The organism is Hungatella sp. SL.1.14, from assembly GCF_024460495.1.
In the GTDB taxonomy this organism is placed as follows: domain Bacteria; phylum Bacillota; class Clostridia; order Lachnospirales; family Lachnospiraceae; genus Hungatella; species Hungatella hathewayi.
Genome location: NZ_JANFYJ010000010.1, coordinates 164,568 through 185,412 on the forward strand (window position 1 = coordinate 164,568; position 20,845 = coordinate 185,412).

A 20,845-nucleotide genomic window follows, 5' to 3' on the forward strand; every position below is an offset into this window, starting at 1 on the left:
GCGTAGCCACTTCAATATGTCCAGTCTATGTTACAGGGAGGTGAAACAATGGACGGCAACCCTCGAAGTCGTAAAAACGTCTTCAAAATCTCATATTATAACATAAACCGCGCAGGTACCATGAGATGCGACCGGCCGTCTATTGTGCTTTTATAAGAATGGATGGATCTGTCGTTTCTTTTGTGCCGCCTTTCGGGGTGGTTTTTTTGTGTAACAGGAAAGGTGCTCCCGCTCATAAAAAAGCTTTCCAGGCAGGGTACGCACTCCATGTTAAGGAAATGTGGCCGCTCTGGCTGCCGCGCTCCTGAGCGGAAATCCGGCCGGATTCTATGTTGTTTTATGGGAACTCTATTATGGAAAGGAGTATACCCTATGAAACTCAATCAGAACATTTTCAGAATCCAAAAAAGAAACTCTCAGATTCAGCAGAAACAAAATGAAAGCGAAAAACTTCTTCGTAACTTTGCATTTCTTGATTTAAATGACTTATATGACCATTTTTCCGTCTCCGGCTCCGGGCTGACCGCAAAGCAGGCGGAGCAGCTTCAGGAGGAATATGGAAAAAATATCATTACGACCGGTCAGAGTAATACCACACTTCACCGTCTGGTAAATGCGGTTGTCAATCCCTTCAATATTGTGCTGCTTATCATCGCTGTAATAACGCTGTTTACAGATGTCATTTATTCCCAGCAGCCGGATTACGTTACCGTGTGCATCATCCTGTTTTTGGTAATCATCTCCAGCCTGGTCGCATTTATCCAGGGTGAACGCTCCAACTCGGCGGCAGAAAAGCTTTCGAAGATGATTTCCAACAAGGCCGACGTTCTGCGCGATGGAGTTCAGACAGAAATTCCCATTGAGGACGTCGTTCCCGGAGATATGGTACGGCTTTCCGCCGGCGATATGATTCCTGCCGATATCCGCTTTATTTTCACGAAAGACGCCTTTGTCGCTCAGGGCTCCCTTACCGGGGAATCGAATCCGGTAGAAAAGTATGCGGATATCCGCTCAGACAGGGAAGACGCGCTGACCGACCTTCAGAATATCGGCTTTATGGGCACCAACATGGTAAGCGGCAGTGCAGTCGGCATCGTCCTTGCCACAAACAATGAAACGTATTTTGGCTCCATGGCGAAGTCCCTTTCCGGAGACCGGGCAAAAAACAGTTTTGAACGGGGTGTCGATTCCGTCAGCAGCCTTTTGATCCGGCTCATGCTTGTCATGGTGCCCGTCGTACTGCTGATTAACGGCTTTACAAAGGGGGATTGGGGCGATGCGCTTCTGTTTTCCATCACGATCGCCGTGGGCCTGACACCGGAGATGCTGCCGGTCATCATGACTTCCACACTGGCGAAAGGGGCTGTTCTCATGTCAAAGCATCAGGTTATCGTCAAAACCCTGGGAGCCATACAGACCTTTGGCGAGATGGATGTACTCTGCACCGATAAAACCGGCACCTTAACGGAAGACAAAATTATTCTGGAAAAATATATGAACGCAGTAGGTGAGGACGATAACCGTACACTGCGTCATGCATTTCTCAACAGCTATTTCCAGACGGGCCTTAAAAATCTGCTTGACTTAGCCATCATAAACCGTGCTCATGAAAACGGGATTGAGGCAGTCCTGGACAGCTACACCCGGTTGGATGAGATCCCCTTTGACTTCTCCCGCCGCAGAATGAGTGTGCTCCTGGAAGACCAGAACGGCAAACAGCAGCTGGTAACCAAGGGAGCCGTGGAGGAAATGCTGGCAATCTGTTCCTACACCGAATGGAACGGGCAGATCCTGGAGCTGGATGAAACTCTTTTGCAGAAGGTTCAGGCTGTCTGCGAACAGCACAACAGGGACGGTCTCCGGATGATTGCGGTGGCACAGAAAAACGATGTGGCCGGTGTGGAATTGAGCGTAGACGATGAGCGGGACCTGGTACTGATCGGTTTTGTAGGGTTTCTGGACCCGCCCAAGGAAAGTGCAAAGGCGGCAGTCACAGCCCTGGATAACCACGGCGTACGGACGGTTGTTCTGACAGGCGACAGCGAAGGCGTCGCTGTCAAAGTATGCAGTAAGGTGGGTGTGGAGACTTCCCGCTATCTCACGGGAAAAGAAGTGGAGGCCATGGATGACGCTGCACTGTCAGAATCTGTGGAACACTGCAGTATCTTTGCGAAGCTGTCTCCTTCCCAAAAAGAGCGGGTAGTGAAAGCGCTTCAGGCCAACGGGCACACAGTTGGATATATGGGAGACGGAATTAATGATGCGCCGCCGCTTCACCAGGCGGACGTAGGCATTTCCGTAGACACCGCTGTAGATATAGCGAAGGAAACCGCGGATATCATTTTGTTGAAAAAAGACCTGATGGTATTGGAAAAAGGCGTGGTGGCCGGGCGCAGGACCTTTGGGAATATCGTCAAATATATTAAAATGGCGGCTTCCGGCAATTTTGGAAATATGATATCGGTGATTGCCGCTTCCATATTCCTCCCCTTCCTTCCCATGCTGCCAGTTCAGATTTTGACCCAAAATCTGCTTTGTGATTTTTCGCAGATGGGGATTCCCTTTGACAATGTAGATCCGGAATACTTACAAAAGCCGCGAAAGTGGGAAACCCGGTCCATCAAATCCTTCATGGCCTTTATGGGGCCGCTGAGCTCCGTCTTTGACATCCTCTGTTTTGCAGTCATGTGGTGGATTATCAAGGCAAATACGCCGGAACTGGCTCCGCTTTTTCAATGCGGCTGGTTCGTATTCGGAACCGTATCCCAGGTTCTGGTCATTCACATGATACGCAGCGGGAAAATCCCATTTATACAGAGCTTGGCCGCAAAGCCGCTGCTCTTATCAACCGCGGTCGTTGCCCTGTCAGCCATTCTGGTGAGTTTCTCCGCAATGGCCTCCGGCCTGGATATGGCTCCCCTGCCTCTTGGATTTCTGCCATGGCTGGTACTTCTTCTTGCGGGATACTGCCTGTCAACGCAGTTTTTTAAGGGGATTTATATTCGAAGGTTTGGGGAATGGCTGTGAGATGGCCCTCCCGCCACGAAAGGATATCCAAATGAATCAAATTTACGAAATTCTGGATCTAATCAAAATAAGGCCTGCAATGTATATCAGGCATCACTGCATTACCTCCCTGTACAGCTTCCAAAATGGGTATTCCATGGCTCTTAAGAGGTTGTCCATCGAGGATCATACCGACACCTTGCTGTTTCCGTTTTGGTTTTTCATGAGTATGCTGCACGCCAATGCGGCTATTATGAATCAACCTTCAGCTGGAAAAATAAGATATTGGACCATACCAACCTCGATAAGAGCCAGGGGCTGGATTCGTTTTTTAAAAAGAGTTCATATATCCCGATCCGGTAAAAGTCCATCTTGCAGAATTGGCGCCAGGGTATTTACTGCTGATAGAAACTAAGGAGAAATACTTCCTGATCAACTCTCTCCTAACAAACAGGCGCCTTTGGTCTATGCGGAACAGTGTTTTGGCTCTATTACAAATTGGTAATGCGAAGGAATTGATAATCTGGTATTTGATAAAGAATTCGTATTTTAGACCGTTCATTTATAAAAAGAGACCAATACTGCATCATCCTGATATCATGAAAAAGCTGTAATCCAGCCAATTTCCCTAAACCAGGAATTTTGGCTGGATTACAGCTTTTTCTCTATTTGCATTCAGATTCCATTAATCTTCTGTTCACTCCAGCAATTCACGAATCCTGGCAGCAATACGATCTGCTGTCAAGCCATACATCTCAAATAAATCAGCGCTGGAGCCTGAACGTCCAAACTCGTCTCTCATTCCCATCTTTAGAACTTTACATGGACAGTGTTCTGTGACGTATTCGCTGACCGCTCCGCCAAGGCCGCCAATCGTATTATGATCCTCTATAGTAATAATGCATGCTGTATCTGACACCGCAGCCTCTATCGCTTTCCCGTCAATTGGTTTGATGGAATACATATCAACAACCCTTACCCTGATCCCCTCTTTTATCAGCTGATCTGCTGCACGAACTGCAAAATCCACCATGCGGCCACAGGCCATAACAGTCAAACGGTCCCCATCCCGAAGTACTCTGCTTCCTCCCAGTGTAAATTCCATATCCTCCGGGTAATATTCCTGATTGACTTCCCGTCCGAATCTCATATAAAATGGCCCGTCTGTCTCCGCCATCAAATGCGTAAGTTTTGCAGTCATATTCGGTGTGGACGGAGCCAGAACTCTAAGCCCTGGTATAGCGCGCATAATAGCCATATCTTCTATGGCCTGATGTGTCGCACCGTCAAAACCAGTTTCCAGCCCTGCATGAGTTCCCACTATTTTTACGCTATAACCATTATAACAAATCATATTTCTCACCTGATCAAGCGCCCTCATACTTGTAAATACTGCAAAGGAAGCCACAAACGGAATCATACCGCAGCTCGCTAATCCGGCAGCTATGGATACCATATTTTGCTCTGCAATCCCACATTCAAAAAAACGATCCGGAAAATCCCTAATGAACTCACCATAATTTAGTACATTTATGCAGTCAGAATCTACAACCGTAATCCGTTCATCCTCCATTGCCAGCTTGTGTACCATATTCCCATAAGCAACTCTGTTAGCTATCATATCTTCACCTCCTTAAGTGCGTAAGTGATCGAAATTACTTTCTCCCTTTCCCAGTTCAGTCAATGCAGCATCATACTGTTCTTCTGTCGGTACAGCCCCGTGCCACTCCGCTTTTCCTTCCATAAAAGAAACTCCTTTTCCCTTAACCGTATTGGCAATAATCATAACTGGTTTATCCTGTTTGCTCTTCTCTTCATGGCTCTCTTGTGTAACATGATCCAGTATTTCAATAATTTCGGAAATCGAATGACCGTTTATCTTGTAGGTTTTCCATCCAAACGAGTCGAACTTATCTTTTATATCCCCCAGGGGCATAATCTCTTCATTGGTACCGCTCATCTGCACCTCATTATGGTCCAGAATCGCAATCAAACGATTTAATCGGTACTTGGAAGCAGTCATAGCAGCTTCCCATATCTGTCCTTCTTCAATTTCACCATCTCCCAGCATACAGTACACAAAAAAATCCTTTTTCATCGTCCTTGCTGCAAGAGCCATACCTGCAGCAGCCGACAGCCCCTGCCCCAAAGGCCCCGATGACATATCAATTCCCGGCGTCTTAGGATTGGGTGCTCCCTGCAGATGGCTATCTGCCTGACGCAGATGACTCATATCTTCCACGGGAAAAAATCCTCTTTTTGCCAATGCGGCGTACAAGATTGGTGCCGAGTGCCCCTTACTCAGTACAAAACGATCCCGATCCTCCCACCCAGGCCGTTCTGGATCTAACCGCATTTTATAAAAATAGAGAACTGTTATTATTTCGGCAGCAGACAGACAGCCTCCAATATGACCGGATTTCGCCCTGTATACGGATTCAATTGTTTCTATTCTGAGCTGATTTGCAATTGTTTTTAATTTCATCATATCATACATCGCTGTTACTCCTTTCCATCAGCAATTGCTCTAAAGCCAGTGCACTTACCTTTGCAGCAAACTCCGGATAATCCCGTTTTTCATTTACCTCTGCGGTAATCCAGCCATTATATCCAGTCTCGTGCAATGCCTGCATCACTTTCACAAAATCAATATCTCCACTAAGCAAATTTACAAAACCCTGAACCGAGGAACAGCCTTTTCTAAAATCTTTTACATGAACCCGTTTCATGCGGGACCCCAGAATCCGGATCCATTGCTCCGGATACCCGGAGGGCAGTACATTGCCAATATCAAAATACGCCTGTACATAGTTGGAACCGATCTCATCAATAAACTGCCGCATTTCTAACGGTGACATTAAAAAATGGTTCCAGATATTTTCAATTCCCACCGTCACTCCCACCCTTTCAGCGATGGGAGCAATCTCCTCAAATGCCTGAAGTGAACGTTCATATGCTGTTTTATAATCAATAATTTCCAGTCCCGGATGATAGTCCTCTTCTCCATGAATCCGGAAGGAGGGGTGAATTTCGTCAGAAATAAAGTCTGCTGTTACGAAGCCCGGCAGAGCTAATGCCACCTCCGAGTGAAGTTCAGCTGCTATATAAAGCTGTTTTCGCAGCATCTCTCCGGCTTTTTTTCGTATCTGAGCATCATTGCTGGTAAAAGAACATTTCCAGTTTAAACTGCTGCTTACTGAAATAATTTCTATCCCGGTCTCCTTCGCCGTCCGCCGGATCGTCATCAGTTCTTCTTTCCTGCAGTCCGGCTGCAGTTCCCCTTTTTCAACAATTACAAGTTCTATTCCCTCAAATCCCAATCTCTTAGCAAATTCCATCTTCTCCCTTAAATTCATCGTATGTGGGAGCCCCCAGTAATGGATACCTTTTTTCATATGCCCCTCCCTGTCAGCCATTGATACGCTTACTCACGAATCACTGCAGCAATCAATAGAATAACGATTTATTGAAAACTCCGGTGTTATTGCCTTTGCGGTGGCTGCTGCCAACAAGCCAAGATTCTTAATATCGCTTAAGGAACACGTCTCCACAGGCGAGTGAGTATATCTGGCAGGATAACCGAGATCCAGACACGCCACTCCCTCATTTTCCATCTGTACGTAGGCTGATTCCGTTATAATTCCAAGAGATGCAAACCGCTGATGAGGGATTTTTTCCCTCAAAGCGCACTCCTCTGCAAGTCTGGCCAGACCTTCATGGGGGATCATCCCATTTAAAGTCCCTCTCCCATGGAAATTATAAAAATTAATGGTCGGCCCTTTGTCAAGCGCATTCTGATATTTCGTTTTCAAATCTGGAGTATCTCCCGCAAGTACCACATCCAGCCCCAATGCCACATCCGGTTTTAACCTTCTGACCGCAAATGCAGCGCCGCGAATATTAAACTCCTCCCAAACCGTACCAACAAAATGTACAGTTGAAGCTGGCCTGTCTTCCCATAACCTCTCGGCAGCAAGAACCAATGCAGTCAGCCCGCCCCGGTCATCTAAAGCAGTACCACTTACTTTATCTCCTGCAAGAGGTTGAAAAGACGGTTCATAAATAGCAGGACAGCCAACATCCACGCCCAGCTCCCTTACCTCCTGCTCTGTTGCAGCTCCGACATCTACATAAAGATTCGTCACCATATCGACCTTGTATTTTTCTTCTGCCGAAGCCGCATGATGTGCTTTGTTTCCAATCAAACCAGGTATGAAATCACCACGTACCGTGCGTATCCATAAACGCAGTGCAGGCAGCACCTTTTCCGGTATCCCCCCTAATCTGTCCAACTGGATATAGCCATCCGGTTCGATCCTTCTTACAATAAATCCCAGTTGATCTAAATGGGCGTACATCATCACCGAAGGTGATTCAGGATCTGTTCCATCCAGCGTTGCCATCACATTGCCCATGCGGTCTAACATAATACGGTCAACAAACGGGCGTATTTTACTGGAAAATACCTCTGCAGCTCGTTTTTCGTAACCGGATGGAGCCGGTGCCAGGCAAAGTTCTTTTAATACCTCTTCTGCATTCATTCTATTCCTCCTTCAGTTCCTTTAACATTTCTAACGGATCAGGGCTCTGAAATACCAGACGGCCTAAGACTGCTCCATGAACCCCTGCTTCTTCAAGCTCCCGAAGCGTTTCCCTGGTCACGCCTCCATCTGCATACAATTCTACTCCTGCCGGAATATTTCCTGCTAAGCGGATTAAGCGTTCCACTGCTGGTCCATATACTTTTTCTTCTAAATAATCAGGCTCCGATGTCATGAGGAGCAGCTGATCCATATTACCCAGAAAAGGCTTTACTGCTTCTACCGGTGTTTTTATATTGACAGCCAGCCCCGGCTCCAATCCAAGTGCCCGGCAGTGATTGAGAAAATGAAGTGGATAGTCAAGTGCTTCCAAATGGGCTATCACAGAATCCACTCCGCAGGCGGCGAGACCGTCTAAATACGTTTCTGGATGAGTAACCATTAAATGTACCTGAATATACCTTTTCCCCGCTTTTTTACATATCGCCCTGACCGCCTTCATTCCAAACGTAATATTGGGAACGAAGTTTCCGTCCTCGATATCTATATGCAGATAAGGCCATGCCTCCAGTTTTTTTAAGACCTCTCCCACTGCCAAGGGATCGGCTGATGCAATCGATGGCATCAGTTTCATTACTTTATCCTCCCATATATGCCTTTCCCGCTTACCACCATCTGATCTGCTCAGTCACATATTTTCTTAACTCAACAAATTGTGGATCAGTAAAGTCTCTCGGCCTCGCTAAGTCAACGACCAGTTCTTCTTTAATCGCAGCCGGTTTATTGGTCAGGATAATTATCCTGTCTGCAAGATAGACCGCTTCTTCAATATTATGAGTGATAAAAAGAACTGTACTTTCAAATTTTTTCCACAGCCTTATCACTTCATCTTCCAGGTAATAGCGCATCTTAATATCCATCTGTCCATAAGGCTCGTCCATCAAGAGCAGATCCGGATACAGGGCAAAACTTCGCCCGATTACGATTCGCTGTTCACTACTGGTAGATAATTGATGAGGATATTGTTTCCGGAACCTGGTAAGCCCTACCAATGAAAGAATTTCTTCTGTTCTTCGATAGATTTCCTCTTTAGGGAGCTTTTTTAATTTCATTCCAAACATGATGTTCTCTTCCACGGTAAGCCAGGGAATGGCGGAAGGCTCCTGAAATGCAAAAGAAATATTATGTATCTTTGGATCCGCCGTTTTCCCGTCAATTAAAATTTCTCCCGATGTCGGTTGGATAAGCTGCGTAAGTAAATTTAAAAATGTTGTCTTTCCGCAGCCTGTAGGCCCAACCACGCAGATAAATTCTCCTTTCTTTACTTTAAATGAAATATGATCCAAAACCTTTAAATCTCCGAAGTTTTTGGTAAGCTCTTTCACTTCAATTTTATAATTTTCCGTCATATACTGCACCTTTTTCTATATCGACAAATCCGTGTTTTCTGAAATCTCACGGCGCATCTGCAAAAACCTACAGTCCATCATGTCTCTGGGGCGCGGCAAATCAACTTGATACACCTGCTTCACTCTTGCCGGACACTCCGTAAGAAGGATAATACGGTCTCCCAGCATCAATGCCTCCTCAATATTATTTGTGACAAATAAAATAGTTCTCTTCTCCTTCTCCCAGATTCGCGCAATTTCTTCTTCCATATTATATCGGGTCTGTGCATCCAACTGTCCAAATGGTTCATCTAAAAGCAATATCTGCGGGTCATTTGCATAAGCTCTCGCGATTCCGACTCTCTGCTTCATACCACCGGACAGTTGCTTTGGCAGATGCTCTTCAAAGCCATGCAGGCCCACCAGATCAATGTAATGCTGAGCCTTTTCCCGTCGTTCACGCTTCGGTATTCCACGCATTTTAGGTCCCAGTTCTACATTTTCCATAACGGTTTTCCACGGAAGTGTCCCAATCTTTTGAAACACCATTCCCATATCCGGATTTGGTCCCACCACCTTCTTACCGTCTAAATAAATATTTCCGTAATCGGGCTGCATCAGACCGGCAATCATGTTTAAAATGACAGTCTTCCCGCAGTGGCCCGGTCCCAGCAGGATCAGGAACTCATTATCCTGTACCGTAAGCGACAGTTCCCTCACCACCTCATGGTTCTTTCCGTTTTCCATGGAAAAACATTTGCTTATATTCTGTATATCTAATCTGATTTTATATTCTCGCTCCATGGACATATCCGCCTTTCAAGAAGATCCGTGAAAATAGAAATTACAGTTCCAACAATGGCGATAACAATCATGCCGACCATAATAAGCGGAACATCAAAGGCATCCTGTCCTCTGGTAATCAAAAATCCCAGTCCTGCCTTAGCTCCTATCATCTCAGCCGCAAGAACGACCATTAGTCCGCCACTTGTAGCAGTTCTAAAGCCTGCAAATATCGACTGCATAGCTGATGGCAACGCAATTTCAGTAAGCAGTTTTCTATCATTGGCATGGAACATTCTTCCTACATCCAGGTATAATGGCTCCACTAAACGAATCCCGGTCGCGGTATTGACTACCACCGGTGTAAAGGTCCCAATAAATACAATGATAACTTTGGGAAACTCCCCAATACCAAACCACATAACAATCAGGGGAAGCCATGCGATCGGAGGAATAGGACGAATAAATTCAAACAGAGTACCGAAAATAGCGTTAAAAGTTTTATTCCACCCGATTAATATACCGAATGGAATCCCTATCCCCAGAGAAAATAATAATGCTAAAAAAATACGTTTTAAACTCGCTAAAATATGCCCAAAGATCATATATCCATTAATTGGCTTTTCGAACGTTTTAACAAATCGTTTCATTACCAGATCCGGCCCTGGTACAAGATCCGAATTACCTCTGGAAATCTGAACCCATAAGAGGAATAACAATACCAATGACAATGCAGGCGCTATCGTATATAAAATATGTTCGAACCCCTTTTTCCAGTTTGTAACTTTTTTCATCAGACAGTCCTCCATTTCACAAAAATATGCTCCAGCTTTGTGAATATCCATGAGAACGCAAAACCCAGAATTCCAATTGTAACCATTCCTAATACAATGATATCGACTCGCCCAAACTGCCGCCCCATATTAATCATATAACCAAGTCCGGCATTAGCAGCCAGCAGCTCTGCCGCTACCAATGTGCTCCATGCAGAGTTAAGTGCTATTCGTATTCCTGCAAAAGTCATGGGCAGAGAAGAGGGGATTCCTATTTTCAGAAATATCGTAAAGTCTGATGCCCCATACGTTTTCGCTACATTAATCAAAGTCTGATTCGTACTTTTGATTCCTGCTGTGGCATTAATGACACAAGGGACAAAGGAGGCAAAAAATATAATCATTGCTTTAGCCTCAAGGCCAATCCCAACCCACAGAATGGTCAGGGGAATCCACGCAATTGGAGGAATTGGGCGCATGATCTCAAATATAGGGCGAACAAAACGGCTGACTGTCTTATACCAGCCCATAAGCCAGCCCAGGGGAACCCCAATCACAATTGCAAGAAGCAGACCACTGCATGCAACCTTTAAGCTGACCAGTATATTCGTCTGCAGCAGGGATCCATCCGGGCTTTTATTATTCAGCTTATCAAACAAAGCCGCAAATACCTTTGTCGGCGCAGGCAAAATTTTATCTGATAGTATCCCGGCAGTAACACAGCCCTGCCAGATGAGTAAAAAAGTCAGAACGCTGAGTACGGAAATTACCGCATACCGGTCTAAGATTTTTTTCATAATCAGCCACCTTTACTCCTTCATTGCCGCAATTTCATTGATGATATCTGCTTTAAAATAGCCGCCCAACAATTTGGTATCATCACCTTTCTGATAGCTTCCGTTCCTGATATAGAATAACAGTGGGTCGTTATGCATCGCTTCTATTAACAACATCGCTCCATCTTCCGTTTTTTCATTAAAAAGTTTTACGTTATCTGACAGGCTGTAATGGCGATTGTTTTCAAGAACTGTCCGGTTCTCTTCCAATGTACCTGTTGCTCCTGCTTCCTCATTAATTTCCGTAAACATTTCAACCGCCTTGTCAAAATGTTCCTCACTGCTGTAAATCCAATTAACAGTGGCAAAATAAAGTTCCATCCATTTTTTGATCGCTTTATATTTGGCCGGATCTTCATAACTTCTGGGATTCGCACACATAACCGTAGGCAGTTCAATTCCCAGATCATTTGCGCTCATAACCACAGTGTAGTTTTTCTTCATTTCATCCGCATATGTAAAACTGCCCCAAAGCGCTCCAATCTCCCCCTTATTTGCCCGAAGCGCCGTATTGATACCAGGAACATCCATATGAGTCATTGCTACGTCAGTATCAGACAAGCCGAATTTACTCAGACCTGTAGATAAAACATAATGAAGTGTAGACCCTGTAGGAATCAAAATTTCTTTTCCTTTCCATGTATCTGCCGTACCATAAATGGCCGGGTAATCTTTTAATGTATTACCTGCTGAAACAACATCTGAATCATTTTTTGCAAAAATGCGCAGGGAATCGTAATCTCTTGCCGCAGCTCCGATCACAACCATGTCCTGGCTGATAACGCCTGTCAGAACCCCTCCTAACCCAATCGTTCCGCAGTCCCAGGAATCAGAAGCCATCGCCTCCACCATGACGGGTCCATTTCCAAATGTCTCTATATTGGCTTTTATTCCTGTCTTTTCATAACCGCCCATTTTATCAATCAAATAGATAATCATTCCATGATGGGAACCAGTCAAATATCCAAAATTCAGCTCAGTCTCTGTTTCTAAGGGCTCAATTCCATCATAAATTCCTGCCTCTTCTCTTCCCGTTTCTTCTTTCCCGCTATTTCCCGCAACACCATTATTATCTGTCTTTTCTGCACTTTGACTACATGCAGCAAGAGTTCCCAGCACTAATAACAGACTTAATAAAAGACAAAACCATTTCTGTAACCTTCTCCTCATAAGATACCCCTTTCCCTTCTTATCGAAATTCCTTCACAAGATCCATAAATGCCTTCACTCGGTTATAATCAACTCCATTTTCAAATTTTCCTTCTTTTTTAAATGTTGTTCCTACAATGGCGCCATCTGCCACAGATAACTGAGTTGTAATATTCTCAATTCTGCACCCCGTATTGGCCAGCACCACAGTATCCGGCACAGCCGATTTCACTTCACTCAAAATCTGGGTATCTGTGCTTTCCCCTGCAGTCAGTCCGGAAACACATAAAGCATCCGGTCTGCAGTTAAATACGGTTGTCTTTGCCACCTCTCTGATATTGCGCTGTTCTACGTAAACAGCCGCTTCCGGAACTATATTAAACAGTAATTTAACATTCTGTGCGCCAACCGCATGCTGGTGGCGCACCGTCTCACCGCAGTTCGTATTCCATAATCCAAAATCACTGGCATAGACACCTGTAAAAATCTCTCTCACAAAACAAGCCCCGGTAGCAACTGCCAGATCCAGAGATGCCTTGGCATCCCATAAAACATTTACCCCAAAAGGAACTGTAATTTCTGATCTTATCTCCCCGATCACGCGTCCCATTGCAGCAAGTGTCTCTTTCTTTACATCAGTAAGGTAAGGAAGGCTGAATTCGTTAGAAAACATGACTGCATCCACCCCTCCATCCTGAAGCGCATGAAGGTCTTCACGAGCCTTCTCTATCACCCACTCCATTCCCTTTTCCTGGTCATAGCCACTGTCACCCGGCAGCGCCTGAAGATGACACATTGCAATGATAGGTTTTTCAGTTTTGAATACTTCTTTTAGCCAATTCATCATAAACCCCTTTCTTTTTCAGGCATACACATTATGCCAAATATACATTCTTTACTTTTTCCTTCATTCTGTGCAGGCTGTTTTCATCGATAGCCTTATCAATAATCACCCCATCAAGATCCGTGAGATCACAAACTTTAATTAATGCCACTCTTCCCATCTTACTGTGATCACCAATCAATATCACCTGTTTTCCTGCCTGAACCAGCAGTCTCTTAATACTGGCCTCCATCACATTTGTATTGGAAATCCCAAAATCTACATCAATAGCATCTGCTCCCAGGAAAGCCTTGTCTACACGAATATTACGGACGTAATCTTCCACCATGCTGCCCAAAAGCACATTATTATACCCCTGGCGACGGATTCCTCCCGTTACAATCATAGTTGAGGTTGGATGGAGGGTTAAATTTCCTCCAATAAACAAGTCATAAGTAATGACTGTCAAATTGGGAACATCGGATAATTCACTTGCCAGGTAATAGGTTGTCGTTCCTGAATCCAACAGAATTGTATCGCCCTCGTGCACAAAGGACGCCGCCAATTTAGCAATTTGCTTTTTTTCATGCAGCATAATCGTCATCTTCTCATTATGCTGCCATTCAAACGAAGAAGTGTTATCATTCTTTCTGACTGCTCCCCCATGAGTCCTGACTAAAAGCCCCTGCGTGTCTAAGTCATCCAGATCCCGGCGCACCGTCGCATCGGATACGTCGAGATAGTCTGCCAGTTCCTTAATTTGAACGCTGCCATGTTCCTTCATGTATTCCATTATTTTTTGCAGCCGGCCGGCTGGAATAATAGAAGTTTTTTGTTCCATGTTCCTTTCCTTTCCTGGTCTTTTTCTCTTTTGTATTTTTGATTTTTTTTGAAATATTTTGTAACTTTCTGACATATTTCGCATTTTTATTATCACATATGTGTCGAATAATGTCAATATTTTTTACAAAATTGACATTTTAACATTTTAGTTTGCAAATTTTATCAAAAAAAGGTCTTGGTTACAGACAATATAGTCTACACCCAAGACCTCATTACTATTTACATGCCAATTCTTTTATGCCGTATACTTCACAAACTGAATCCCTTCCACATTCTCCAGAAACCGGAGCACCGCCTCCCGGCTCTTGTGCTCCGTATTCTTCAGGCTGATCACCGCCTTCTGAAAGCCTTTTCTCTTCTTCTCGATCCGGACCTCGCCGATCACCAGGCCCACAGAGGAAAATTCCTGAACCAGATCCGTCATTTTGACCGCGTCGTCCAGTTCCACATAGACACTGAGCCAGACGTCATCAAAAATCAGATGATACTCCAGCTTCTTCAAATGCGTCATGATAAGCGACACGGCCAGGGTTGCAATGATCCCGGCCTCATAGAATCCAATCCCGATACTCAGCCCGATACACGCAGCCGTCCACAGTCCTGCTGCCGTGGTCAGCCCCTTTATCTTTGTCTTGCCCGAGATAATGATGCTCCCTGCGCCCAGAAAACCGATGCCGCTGACCACCTGCGCCCCCAGTCTCGCCGGATCGCCGGTCTGGAAATGGTAGTACATATACTGTCCGGTCAGCATGACCATGGCCGCGCCCATGCAGACCAGCATATACGTCCGCATTCCGGCCGGCTGATGTGCTTTGCCCCGCTCTATCCCGATCACACCGCCGCAGACCATGGACATCACAATCCGCAGGGTGATGGAAGCCAGATTGATGCCTTCCAGATATTCCAATGCCGTTGTCACTGTCTCCATGTATTCCCCTCTCATGCCTGTCTGTCACAGCGTGCTCAGACAGACACCCGTTTCACTGATTTTTTCTTCTTGAGTTCTCCCACCAGCAGGGCCGCATCCAGCTCATCCGGTGCTTTTAAAACAGCGTTCAGTACGCACAGCGAATCCTCGTCGGTCAGCTTGATATTCTCCATCCTGCAGCCCGCATCCTCTATCGTCTTATTGATATAGGAAAAGATATCTTCCTTGTCGCTGTCCTTGTACTCGATCTCCAGTTCTCTCTCCTCTCCCGCCTTCCTGGAAAAATACCCCCGCCGCCCCAGAAACACTTCAGAAACCATTACAATAACTGTAGATACCACGCCCAGCACATACATGCCGCAGCCCATGGCCATGCCCACTCCCACCGTGGCCCAGATACCTGCGGAGGTGGTGATTCCACTCACATTATTATTGCGGAAAAAGATGATTCCCGATCCGATAAATCCAACCGCCGTCACGATGCCGGCCGCCACCCGGGACGGGTCAAGGCGGACGTATTCGCCGAGAACATCATTAAAGCCGTACTTGGAGATGATCATCATGGTCGCAGCCGCCACCGAGATGATGACGTGTGTCCTGACTCCCGCCGTCTTCTTCCTGCTCTGCCGTTCGTAACCGATCAGCCCGCCGCATACTGCCGCCCCGATAAGCCGTGCTACATAAATCCATTGTTCCATCATAAAATCATTCAACTGCTCTGCCTCCTGAAAAACAGGAATACCGCATGATTTCTTTCATGCGGCGCCCTGTTATAATCTTCTTTTGCTTTTTAATCTCTTTCTTACTCCTATAATTTCTTTCCTGCTTCTACAATCTCCTTCTCAGCCCCTTGCCACCTTTTTCTCAAACCGTCTCTGTCTCCATCTTCTGATGCGTTCCATCCCATCTCCCTGTCCGAAATACAGTGCAATGGAAGAAAGAATCATCAGTACGACCGTATATACAAAGCCCATGGCCCTGGCATCGATGGAGGCCGACTCGTCTGAAGCCGCCTTCACGACGATGCCGAGAGGCTGGAACAGCGGATGATACAGAAATACTGATAAATCGTAGTCCGACAGCATCCCGTTGAAATTCAGGATAATGATGGACATAATCGCAGGGAATATCACCGGAAGAATTACTTTTATCATCGTATAGAGCGTACTTGCGCCCATACACTTTGCCGCTTCCTCCAGATCATTGTCGATGCTGAAGAATGCCGCCTTCACCATCCGGTACGAGAACGGCAGCTTGACGACCGTATACCCCACAAGCATCAGAACCAGCGTCCCCACCATAACATAGTTAAACAGAATCGGCTGGCGCTCCCCGTAGGTCGTGGTCAGTCCGAGAGCAATCAGAGTCGCCGGAAGCAGCCACGGAATCAGCATGCCCCACTCGAAAAATACATCATATTTATGTTTTGCCGTGCGCACAAACCGGGCGCAGATCACGGCCATCAGCACAGCCAGAACAGCCGCCAGCAGAGAGTATACAATGCTGACAAGATACGGCTTAATCGCTTCTGCGCTCGTAAACAGTTTCTGGTAATTCGCAAGAGTAAACGAATTCAAAGTCAGATTACCCGTCTTTATGGTCAGCGAATCACAGAATGAGTAAACGATAACCAGGATAATCGGTATCACATAGATGGCAAACATGGCGTAAGCAACCACATGGGCCGCCACATTGAATACCGGATTGGTGATCTTCTGCTTCTTTAACTTTGCCTTTGTCTTTGAGACAGATATGTAGTTTCCGCCCTTTTCAATCCTGCTGAACACCGCCAGCAGAATCATCGTGGCAATGCCCAGAAGAACCGCCAGAAATGCTGCAACCTCTCTGGAGAAGCTGGATTTGGCAAATGTAATGATCATGGGGTTGATCGTCTGGAAGTTCTCCCCGCCGACAATCAGCGGCGCCGACATGGCGCCCAGGCCTGTCAGGAACGTCAGGATGGTGATGGCAAAAAAAGTGGGTTTTAACACCGGCATGACGATCTGGAAGAAAATTCTGCTTCCGGAGGCCCCCATATTTTTCGCCGCCTCTATGGTGTGGTAATCCAGTCCATGAATCGCATTCTTTAGAAACATCATATGATTCTGGGTACAGGAAAATGTCATAACAAACACGACCGCGCCGTATCCCACAAACCAGTTGGGGTTCATGCCCGGGAATACGGATACCAGAAGCTTTGTCAGCAGTCCGTTGGCCCCGTAGACGTATTTGTAGCCGGATACCAGAACGACACCGCCGTAGATCAGCGAACTCATATACGCAAGTTTTAATATCTTTGCACCTTTGATATCCCAGTATTCCGTCAGAAGAACGCTTAACGTCCCCACGATGTTGACCGTAACCACCAGGGTAAATGCCAGAATGAAGCTGTTCACCAGGCTCTTCATGGCCCTTGCTGAGCCGAAGACCTTTCCGAACACTTCCGTGGAAAACTGGCCGTTTTTATAGAAGACGCTGACCAGAAGGTTTAAGTTCGGATAGATGACAAATGCGACAATGGCCCATACAATGACAATTTTTAAAATCAGGGTCTGTATACTGAAAGACTTCCTTTTGCTTCTCTGTTTCATACAAACTCCCTCCTTTTAAAATTGCATGATATCCCTGGGATTTACATAGATGTCCAGTTCCTGGCCGATTTCCATAAATGGCTGTCCATCGTTCACATGGATCACACGGAGCTCGCATCCCATGACCTCCACGCGATACTTCGTCATCACTCCGTTATAATCGTAATCCCGGATCACTCCGTGCAGCTTCGCATAGCCCGGAATCTCATTTAAACGGATTCGTTCGAGACGCACATATCCGCCCTTGCTGCCATCCAGCGCGTAGCCAGTCTGTGTCGTGATTTCACTCAGTACAGAGGCATTCAGCCTGTTGATCTCCCCGATAAAGTCACAGACAAACTCCGATCCGGAATGGTTATAGATGTTGTACGGTTTATCCACCTGCTCTACGAATCCGTTGTTAAATACAGCGATCCGGTCGGATAAGGTAAGGGCCTCCTCCTGATCGTGGGTAACGTACAGGGTCGTGATTCCCAGATTCTTCTGCAGCTTTTTCAGTTCTCCCCGAAGCCCCACTCTCAGCTTGGCATCCAGATTGGAAAGCGGCTCATCGAGACACAGAATCTTCGGTTCCAAAACGATGGCTCTGGCTAATGCCACACGCTGCTGCTGGCCGCCGGATAATTCGGATACGTTTCTCACCAGCTGCTCTGACTTAATCTCAATCACCTTTGCCACATCCTTGACCTTCTTATCAATCTCCGCCGCCGAAAGCTTTTTCACCTTTAAGCCAAACGCCAGGTTCTCATAGACGGTCATGGTCGGAAATAAGGCATAGCTCTGAAATACCATACCGATATTTCTTTTCTCTACCGGAGTGTGGGTAACGTCTTTTCCATCAATCAGGATCTGTCCCGCGCTGGGCTCCAGAAAACCAACGAGAGCCCGTAACGTCGTTGTCTTTCCGCAGCCTGACGGTCCCAGGAAAGTAAAGAACTCCCCGTCGCCAATCGTTAAATTCAAATCCCTGATGGCTACAAAATCCCCGTATTTAATCTCAATATGTTTAAACTCAATCATCCTTTTCCTCTCCTTACAAAGAGGCGGTATCATTTATCTTCATAAACCATACCGCCGTCCGTCATCTACTGTAAGAACTCAAGCTCACATTTTTCAACCCACTGATCAATATTTGCTGCAACAAATCCCCAATCCATATCCTGCGGATGAACCTGATCCATAAATTCCTTGATATCGGCTGGAGCTTCCTCTACCGCCTTTGGCTGGCACGGAATGGTGCCGAACTGATTCATCCACTCAGCCTGAACCTCCGCTGAACCAAACCAGTTAGCGAAATCAACTGCAAGATCGCGCTTCTTGGACCCCGTAATCATGGCTACCTGCTCTGTTACGTATGGTACGCCCACCTCCGGAACCATAATCTGGAACTTATAATCTCTCTCTGTCTGATTCTGAAGAACGCCGCTTCCCCACATCTCTGTGATCGGAACCGTGCCGGAGATTGCATTTCCGACGTAGTCCTCTCCCTGTACCTCCATGTGGCCGTTCTGAATCCAGTTCTTTACGAAATCCCATCCTTCATCGGAAATCCCATATTCTCCGCTGTCATCTCTGTAGCGTACAAGCAGGCTGGCAAGAATGGTCTTACCGGTGCCGCCTCCGAAGTTTAAGATGGTATATTTGTCCTTCCACTCGGGATTTACCAGATCGGTATAGTCCTTCGGAGGATTCTGGAGGTCGGCATTCATCATATTGACAAGCGGCTGAATCACGATCGGATAATAGTATCCGTCCTTGTCACCCAGCGTCATATCCACATCTCCGGCCCAGGAAGGCTCCCACTGATCCAGGACATTCTCCGCTTTCAGTTTCTCATATTCGATGGAATTCAGTCCGAACACCAGGTCTGCCTGCGGGTTGTTCTTCTCTGCAATAATTCTGTTCGCCAGGTCACCGCCCTGAATCTGCACTACTTCGACATTATATCCTTCTGTTCCCGCCTTTTCCTTCAGCCATGCGTCTCTGCCGTTGGAACCGGAGTTGGTGTAAATGATCAGCTTCTGGCTCTTGTCCACGTTTCCGCCAGCTGCTGCCGTATCCGCCGCAGCCTCAGTATCGCCTGCCGCTTCTGTTTTCGCTGCTGCCTCCGTCCCTGCGGCTGTCGTGTCCGTCGTCGTATTCTTTGTCCCTGATCCGCAGGCCGCCAGTGACAGTACCATAACTCCCGATAATCCCAGTGCCGCAAATTTTTTTAAGTTCTTCATAATGCTCCTCCTATTTTTTATTTGGTTTGTTTGTTATGTATCCCTTTAACAACGCCGGCCAATCAGTCTGAATAATCTCGAATCCCAGGTCTGTCAATTTTCCCCATGTCTCATCGAAACCGATCTTAATGGCATTATTATCATCCAACAGCCCTGAGAGTACGATCTCATCGTTTAAAGTAATCGCATTCACCCACGGTGCGATGCCTGCACGCTTCAAACGCCCCATGAATTCCGGGCTTAAGAATTCACTGTCCGTATCCGTAAAAATGAGTTCCGCCGCGGCCACATTGATATCGTACTTCTCAAGAATCTCCCATTCTTCCGGGCTCTTCATGATCGGCATATACATGATGCCGGTACCGCTCTCCTCCAGTTCCTTTAAGAGCTCCTCTTCTACACCGGATTTCAAAAGAATCTGATCTTTCATGTCCATGCGGTCTAAAAGAGCAATGATCTCTTTCCAGTAAAACCAGGATCTGTCGATGTTAATCAGACACTTCCCGCGGAAGCTCTCCAGGACCTCTTCCAAACGCTCCAGCTTCTGTCCGCATACCTGGCGCAGGGAATTCAGTGTAAAAAGCTTCTCCACTTCCTCCGACGACATCGTTCTGATATCCCGCTCAATGCCCAGTTCCAGAGGCTCTTCCCCATTATGGAATGCATAAAATACTCCGTCGGTCGTCATGGACGCATCTACCTCGATCATATCCGCTCCGTGAAGCAGTGCGTTCTTATATGCCAGGCAGGTATTCTGCACCACGTTTCCACCGCAGGTACCGCGATGAGCCGCAATCAAAATCCGGTTCTTATCAATGAGTTCTCTGATTGACTGATTCTTTGTGTACATGTTCCGTACCTCCTTGTCTCTATATCTATTTTATACACCATTTATTGGAACGTGTCAATAGTTTTTCCATATTTATTTGTTGATTTTACATAGATATCACATTGATTTT

The 20,845-nt window shown here is 46.2% G+C and carries 19 protein-coding genes; 1 reads left to right on the plus strand and 18 read right to left on the minus strand.

Going from position 1 to position 20,845, the window contains the following annotated elements; translation table 11 throughout:
- Positions 1 to 372 precede the first annotated feature (372 nt).
- Positions 373 to 3,027, plus strand: a complete 2,655-nt coding sequence (mgtA, locus tag NE473_RS13070) for a magnesium-translocating P-type ATPase (RefSeq protein ID WP_055649038.1) — start codon at positions 373 to 375, stop codon at positions 3,025 to 3,027.
- A 676-nt stretch (positions 3,028 to 3,703) separates the two neighbouring features.
- Here mgtA and NE473_RS13075 read toward each other — a convergent pair.
- From NE473_RS13075 to NE473_RS13160, 18 genes are all read right to left on the minus strand, one after another.
- A complete protein-coding gene (locus NE473_RS13075) occupies positions 3,704 to 4,627 on the minus strand; it encodes a transketolase family protein (protein ID WP_055649036.1) in 924 nt (307 codons plus the stop codon).
- A gap of 12 nt (positions 4,628 to 4,639) precedes the next feature.
- Entirely contained in the window at positions 4,640 to 5,503 is an 864-nt protein-coding gene (locus NE473_RS13080) for a transketolase (protein ID WP_081034792.1), read from the minus strand.
- Positions 5,496 to 6,401 carry a sugar phosphate isomerase/epimerase family protein gene (locus tag NE473_RS13085; protein ID WP_055649035.1) on the minus strand — a complete coding sequence of 302 codons (906 nt, stop codon included), beginning with the start codon at positions 6,399 to 6,401 and terminating at the stop codon, positions 5,496 to 5,498. Before NE473_RS13085 ends, NE473_RS13080 begins: the two co-directional genes overlap by 8 nt.
- A gap of 33 nt (positions 6,402 to 6,434) precedes the next feature.
- Positions 6,435 to 7,547, minus strand: a complete 1,113-nt coding sequence (locus NE473_RS13090) for a M42 family metallopeptidase (RefSeq protein WP_006773251.1) — start codon at positions 7,545 to 7,547, stop codon at positions 6,435 to 6,437.
- 1 nt (position 7,548) lies between these two features.
- Complete coding sequence (locus tag NE473_RS13095) at positions 7,549 to 8,181, minus strand: ribulose-phosphate 3-epimerase (RefSeq protein WP_006773252.1); 633 nt, start codon at positions 8,179 to 8,181, stop codon at positions 7,549 to 7,551.
- A gap of 31 nt (positions 8,182 to 8,212) precedes the next feature.
- A complete protein-coding gene (locus NE473_RS13100) occupies positions 8,213 to 8,956 on the minus strand; it encodes an ABC transporter ATP-binding protein (protein WP_006773253.1) in 744 nt (247 codons plus the stop codon).
- 15 nt (positions 8,957 to 8,971) lie between these two features.
- Positions 8,972 to 9,739: an ABC transporter ATP-binding protein gene (locus NE473_RS13105; RefSeq protein WP_055649034.1), complete on the minus strand. Its 768-nt coding sequence runs from the start codon at positions 9,737 to 9,739 to the stop codon at positions 8,972 to 8,974.
- Positions 9,712 to 10,512 (minus strand): ABC transporter permease, encoded by an 801-nt coding sequence (locus tag NE473_RS13110; protein ID WP_006773255.1) that lies wholly within the window; start codon positions 10,510 to 10,512, stop codon positions 9,712 to 9,714. Before NE473_RS13110 ends, NE473_RS13105 begins: the two co-directional genes overlap by 28 nt.
- On the minus strand, positions 10,512 to 11,288 hold the full coding sequence (locus NE473_RS13115) for an ABC transporter permease (RefSeq protein WP_006773256.1): 777 nt from the start codon (positions 11,286 to 11,288) through the stop codon (positions 10,512 to 10,514). The genes NE473_RS13110 and NE473_RS13115 overlap by 1 nt, the downstream gene beginning before the upstream one ends.
- 12 nt (positions 11,289 to 11,300) lie before the next feature.
- Positions 11,301 to 12,497: an ABC transporter substrate-binding protein gene (locus NE473_RS13120; RefSeq protein ID WP_055649033.1), complete on the minus strand. Its 1,197-nt coding sequence runs from the start codon at positions 12,495 to 12,497 to the stop codon at positions 11,301 to 11,303.
- A 19-nt stretch (positions 12,498 to 12,516) separates the two neighbouring features.
- Positions 12,517 to 13,323, minus strand: a complete 807-nt coding sequence (locus tag NE473_RS13125; protein WP_278320633.1) for a BtpA/SgcQ family protein — start codon at positions 13,321 to 13,323, stop codon at positions 12,517 to 12,519.
- Between the two features lie 28 nt (positions 13,324 to 13,351).
- Positions 13,352 to 14,140: a DeoR/GlpR family DNA-binding transcription regulator gene (locus tag NE473_RS13130; RefSeq protein WP_039891497.1), complete on the minus strand. Its 789-nt coding sequence runs from the start codon at positions 14,138 to 14,140 to the stop codon at positions 13,352 to 13,354.
- 237 nt (positions 14,141 to 14,377) lie between these two features.
- Positions 14,378 to 15,070 carry an MgtC/SapB family protein gene (locus NE473_RS13135; RefSeq protein ID WP_022032231.1) on the minus strand — a complete coding sequence of 231 codons (693 nt, stop codon included), beginning with the start codon at positions 15,068 to 15,070 and terminating at the stop codon, positions 14,378 to 14,380.
- 35 nt (positions 15,071 to 15,105) lie between these two features.
- Positions 15,106 to 15,783, minus strand: a complete 678-nt coding sequence (locus NE473_RS13140; RefSeq protein WP_055649032.1) for an MgtC/SapB family protein — start codon at positions 15,781 to 15,783, stop codon at positions 15,106 to 15,108.
- Between the two features lie 129 nt (positions 15,784 to 15,912).
- Complete coding sequence (locus tag NE473_RS13145) at positions 15,913 to 17,661, minus strand: ABC transporter permease (protein ID WP_006773262.1); 1,749 nt, start codon at positions 17,659 to 17,661, stop codon at positions 15,913 to 15,915.
- Positions 17,662 to 17,676: 15 nt separating this feature from the next.
- Positions 17,677 to 18,681: an ABC transporter ATP-binding protein gene (locus tag NE473_RS13150; RefSeq protein WP_022032228.1), complete on the minus strand. Its 1,005-nt coding sequence runs from the start codon at positions 18,679 to 18,681 to the stop codon at positions 17,677 to 17,679.
- 65 nt (positions 18,682 to 18,746) lie between these two features.
- Positions 18,747 to 19,886 (minus strand): extracellular solute-binding protein, encoded by a 1,140-nt coding sequence (locus NE473_RS13155; protein WP_055649031.1) that lies wholly within the window; start codon positions 19,884 to 19,886, stop codon positions 18,747 to 18,749.
- Positions 19,887 to 19,896: 10 nt separating this feature from the next.
- Entirely contained in the window at positions 19,897 to 20,736 is an 840-nt protein-coding gene (locus NE473_RS13160; RefSeq protein WP_055649030.1) for a glycerophosphodiester phosphodiesterase family protein, read from the minus strand.
- Positions 20,737 to 20,845: the final 109 nt, after the last annotated feature.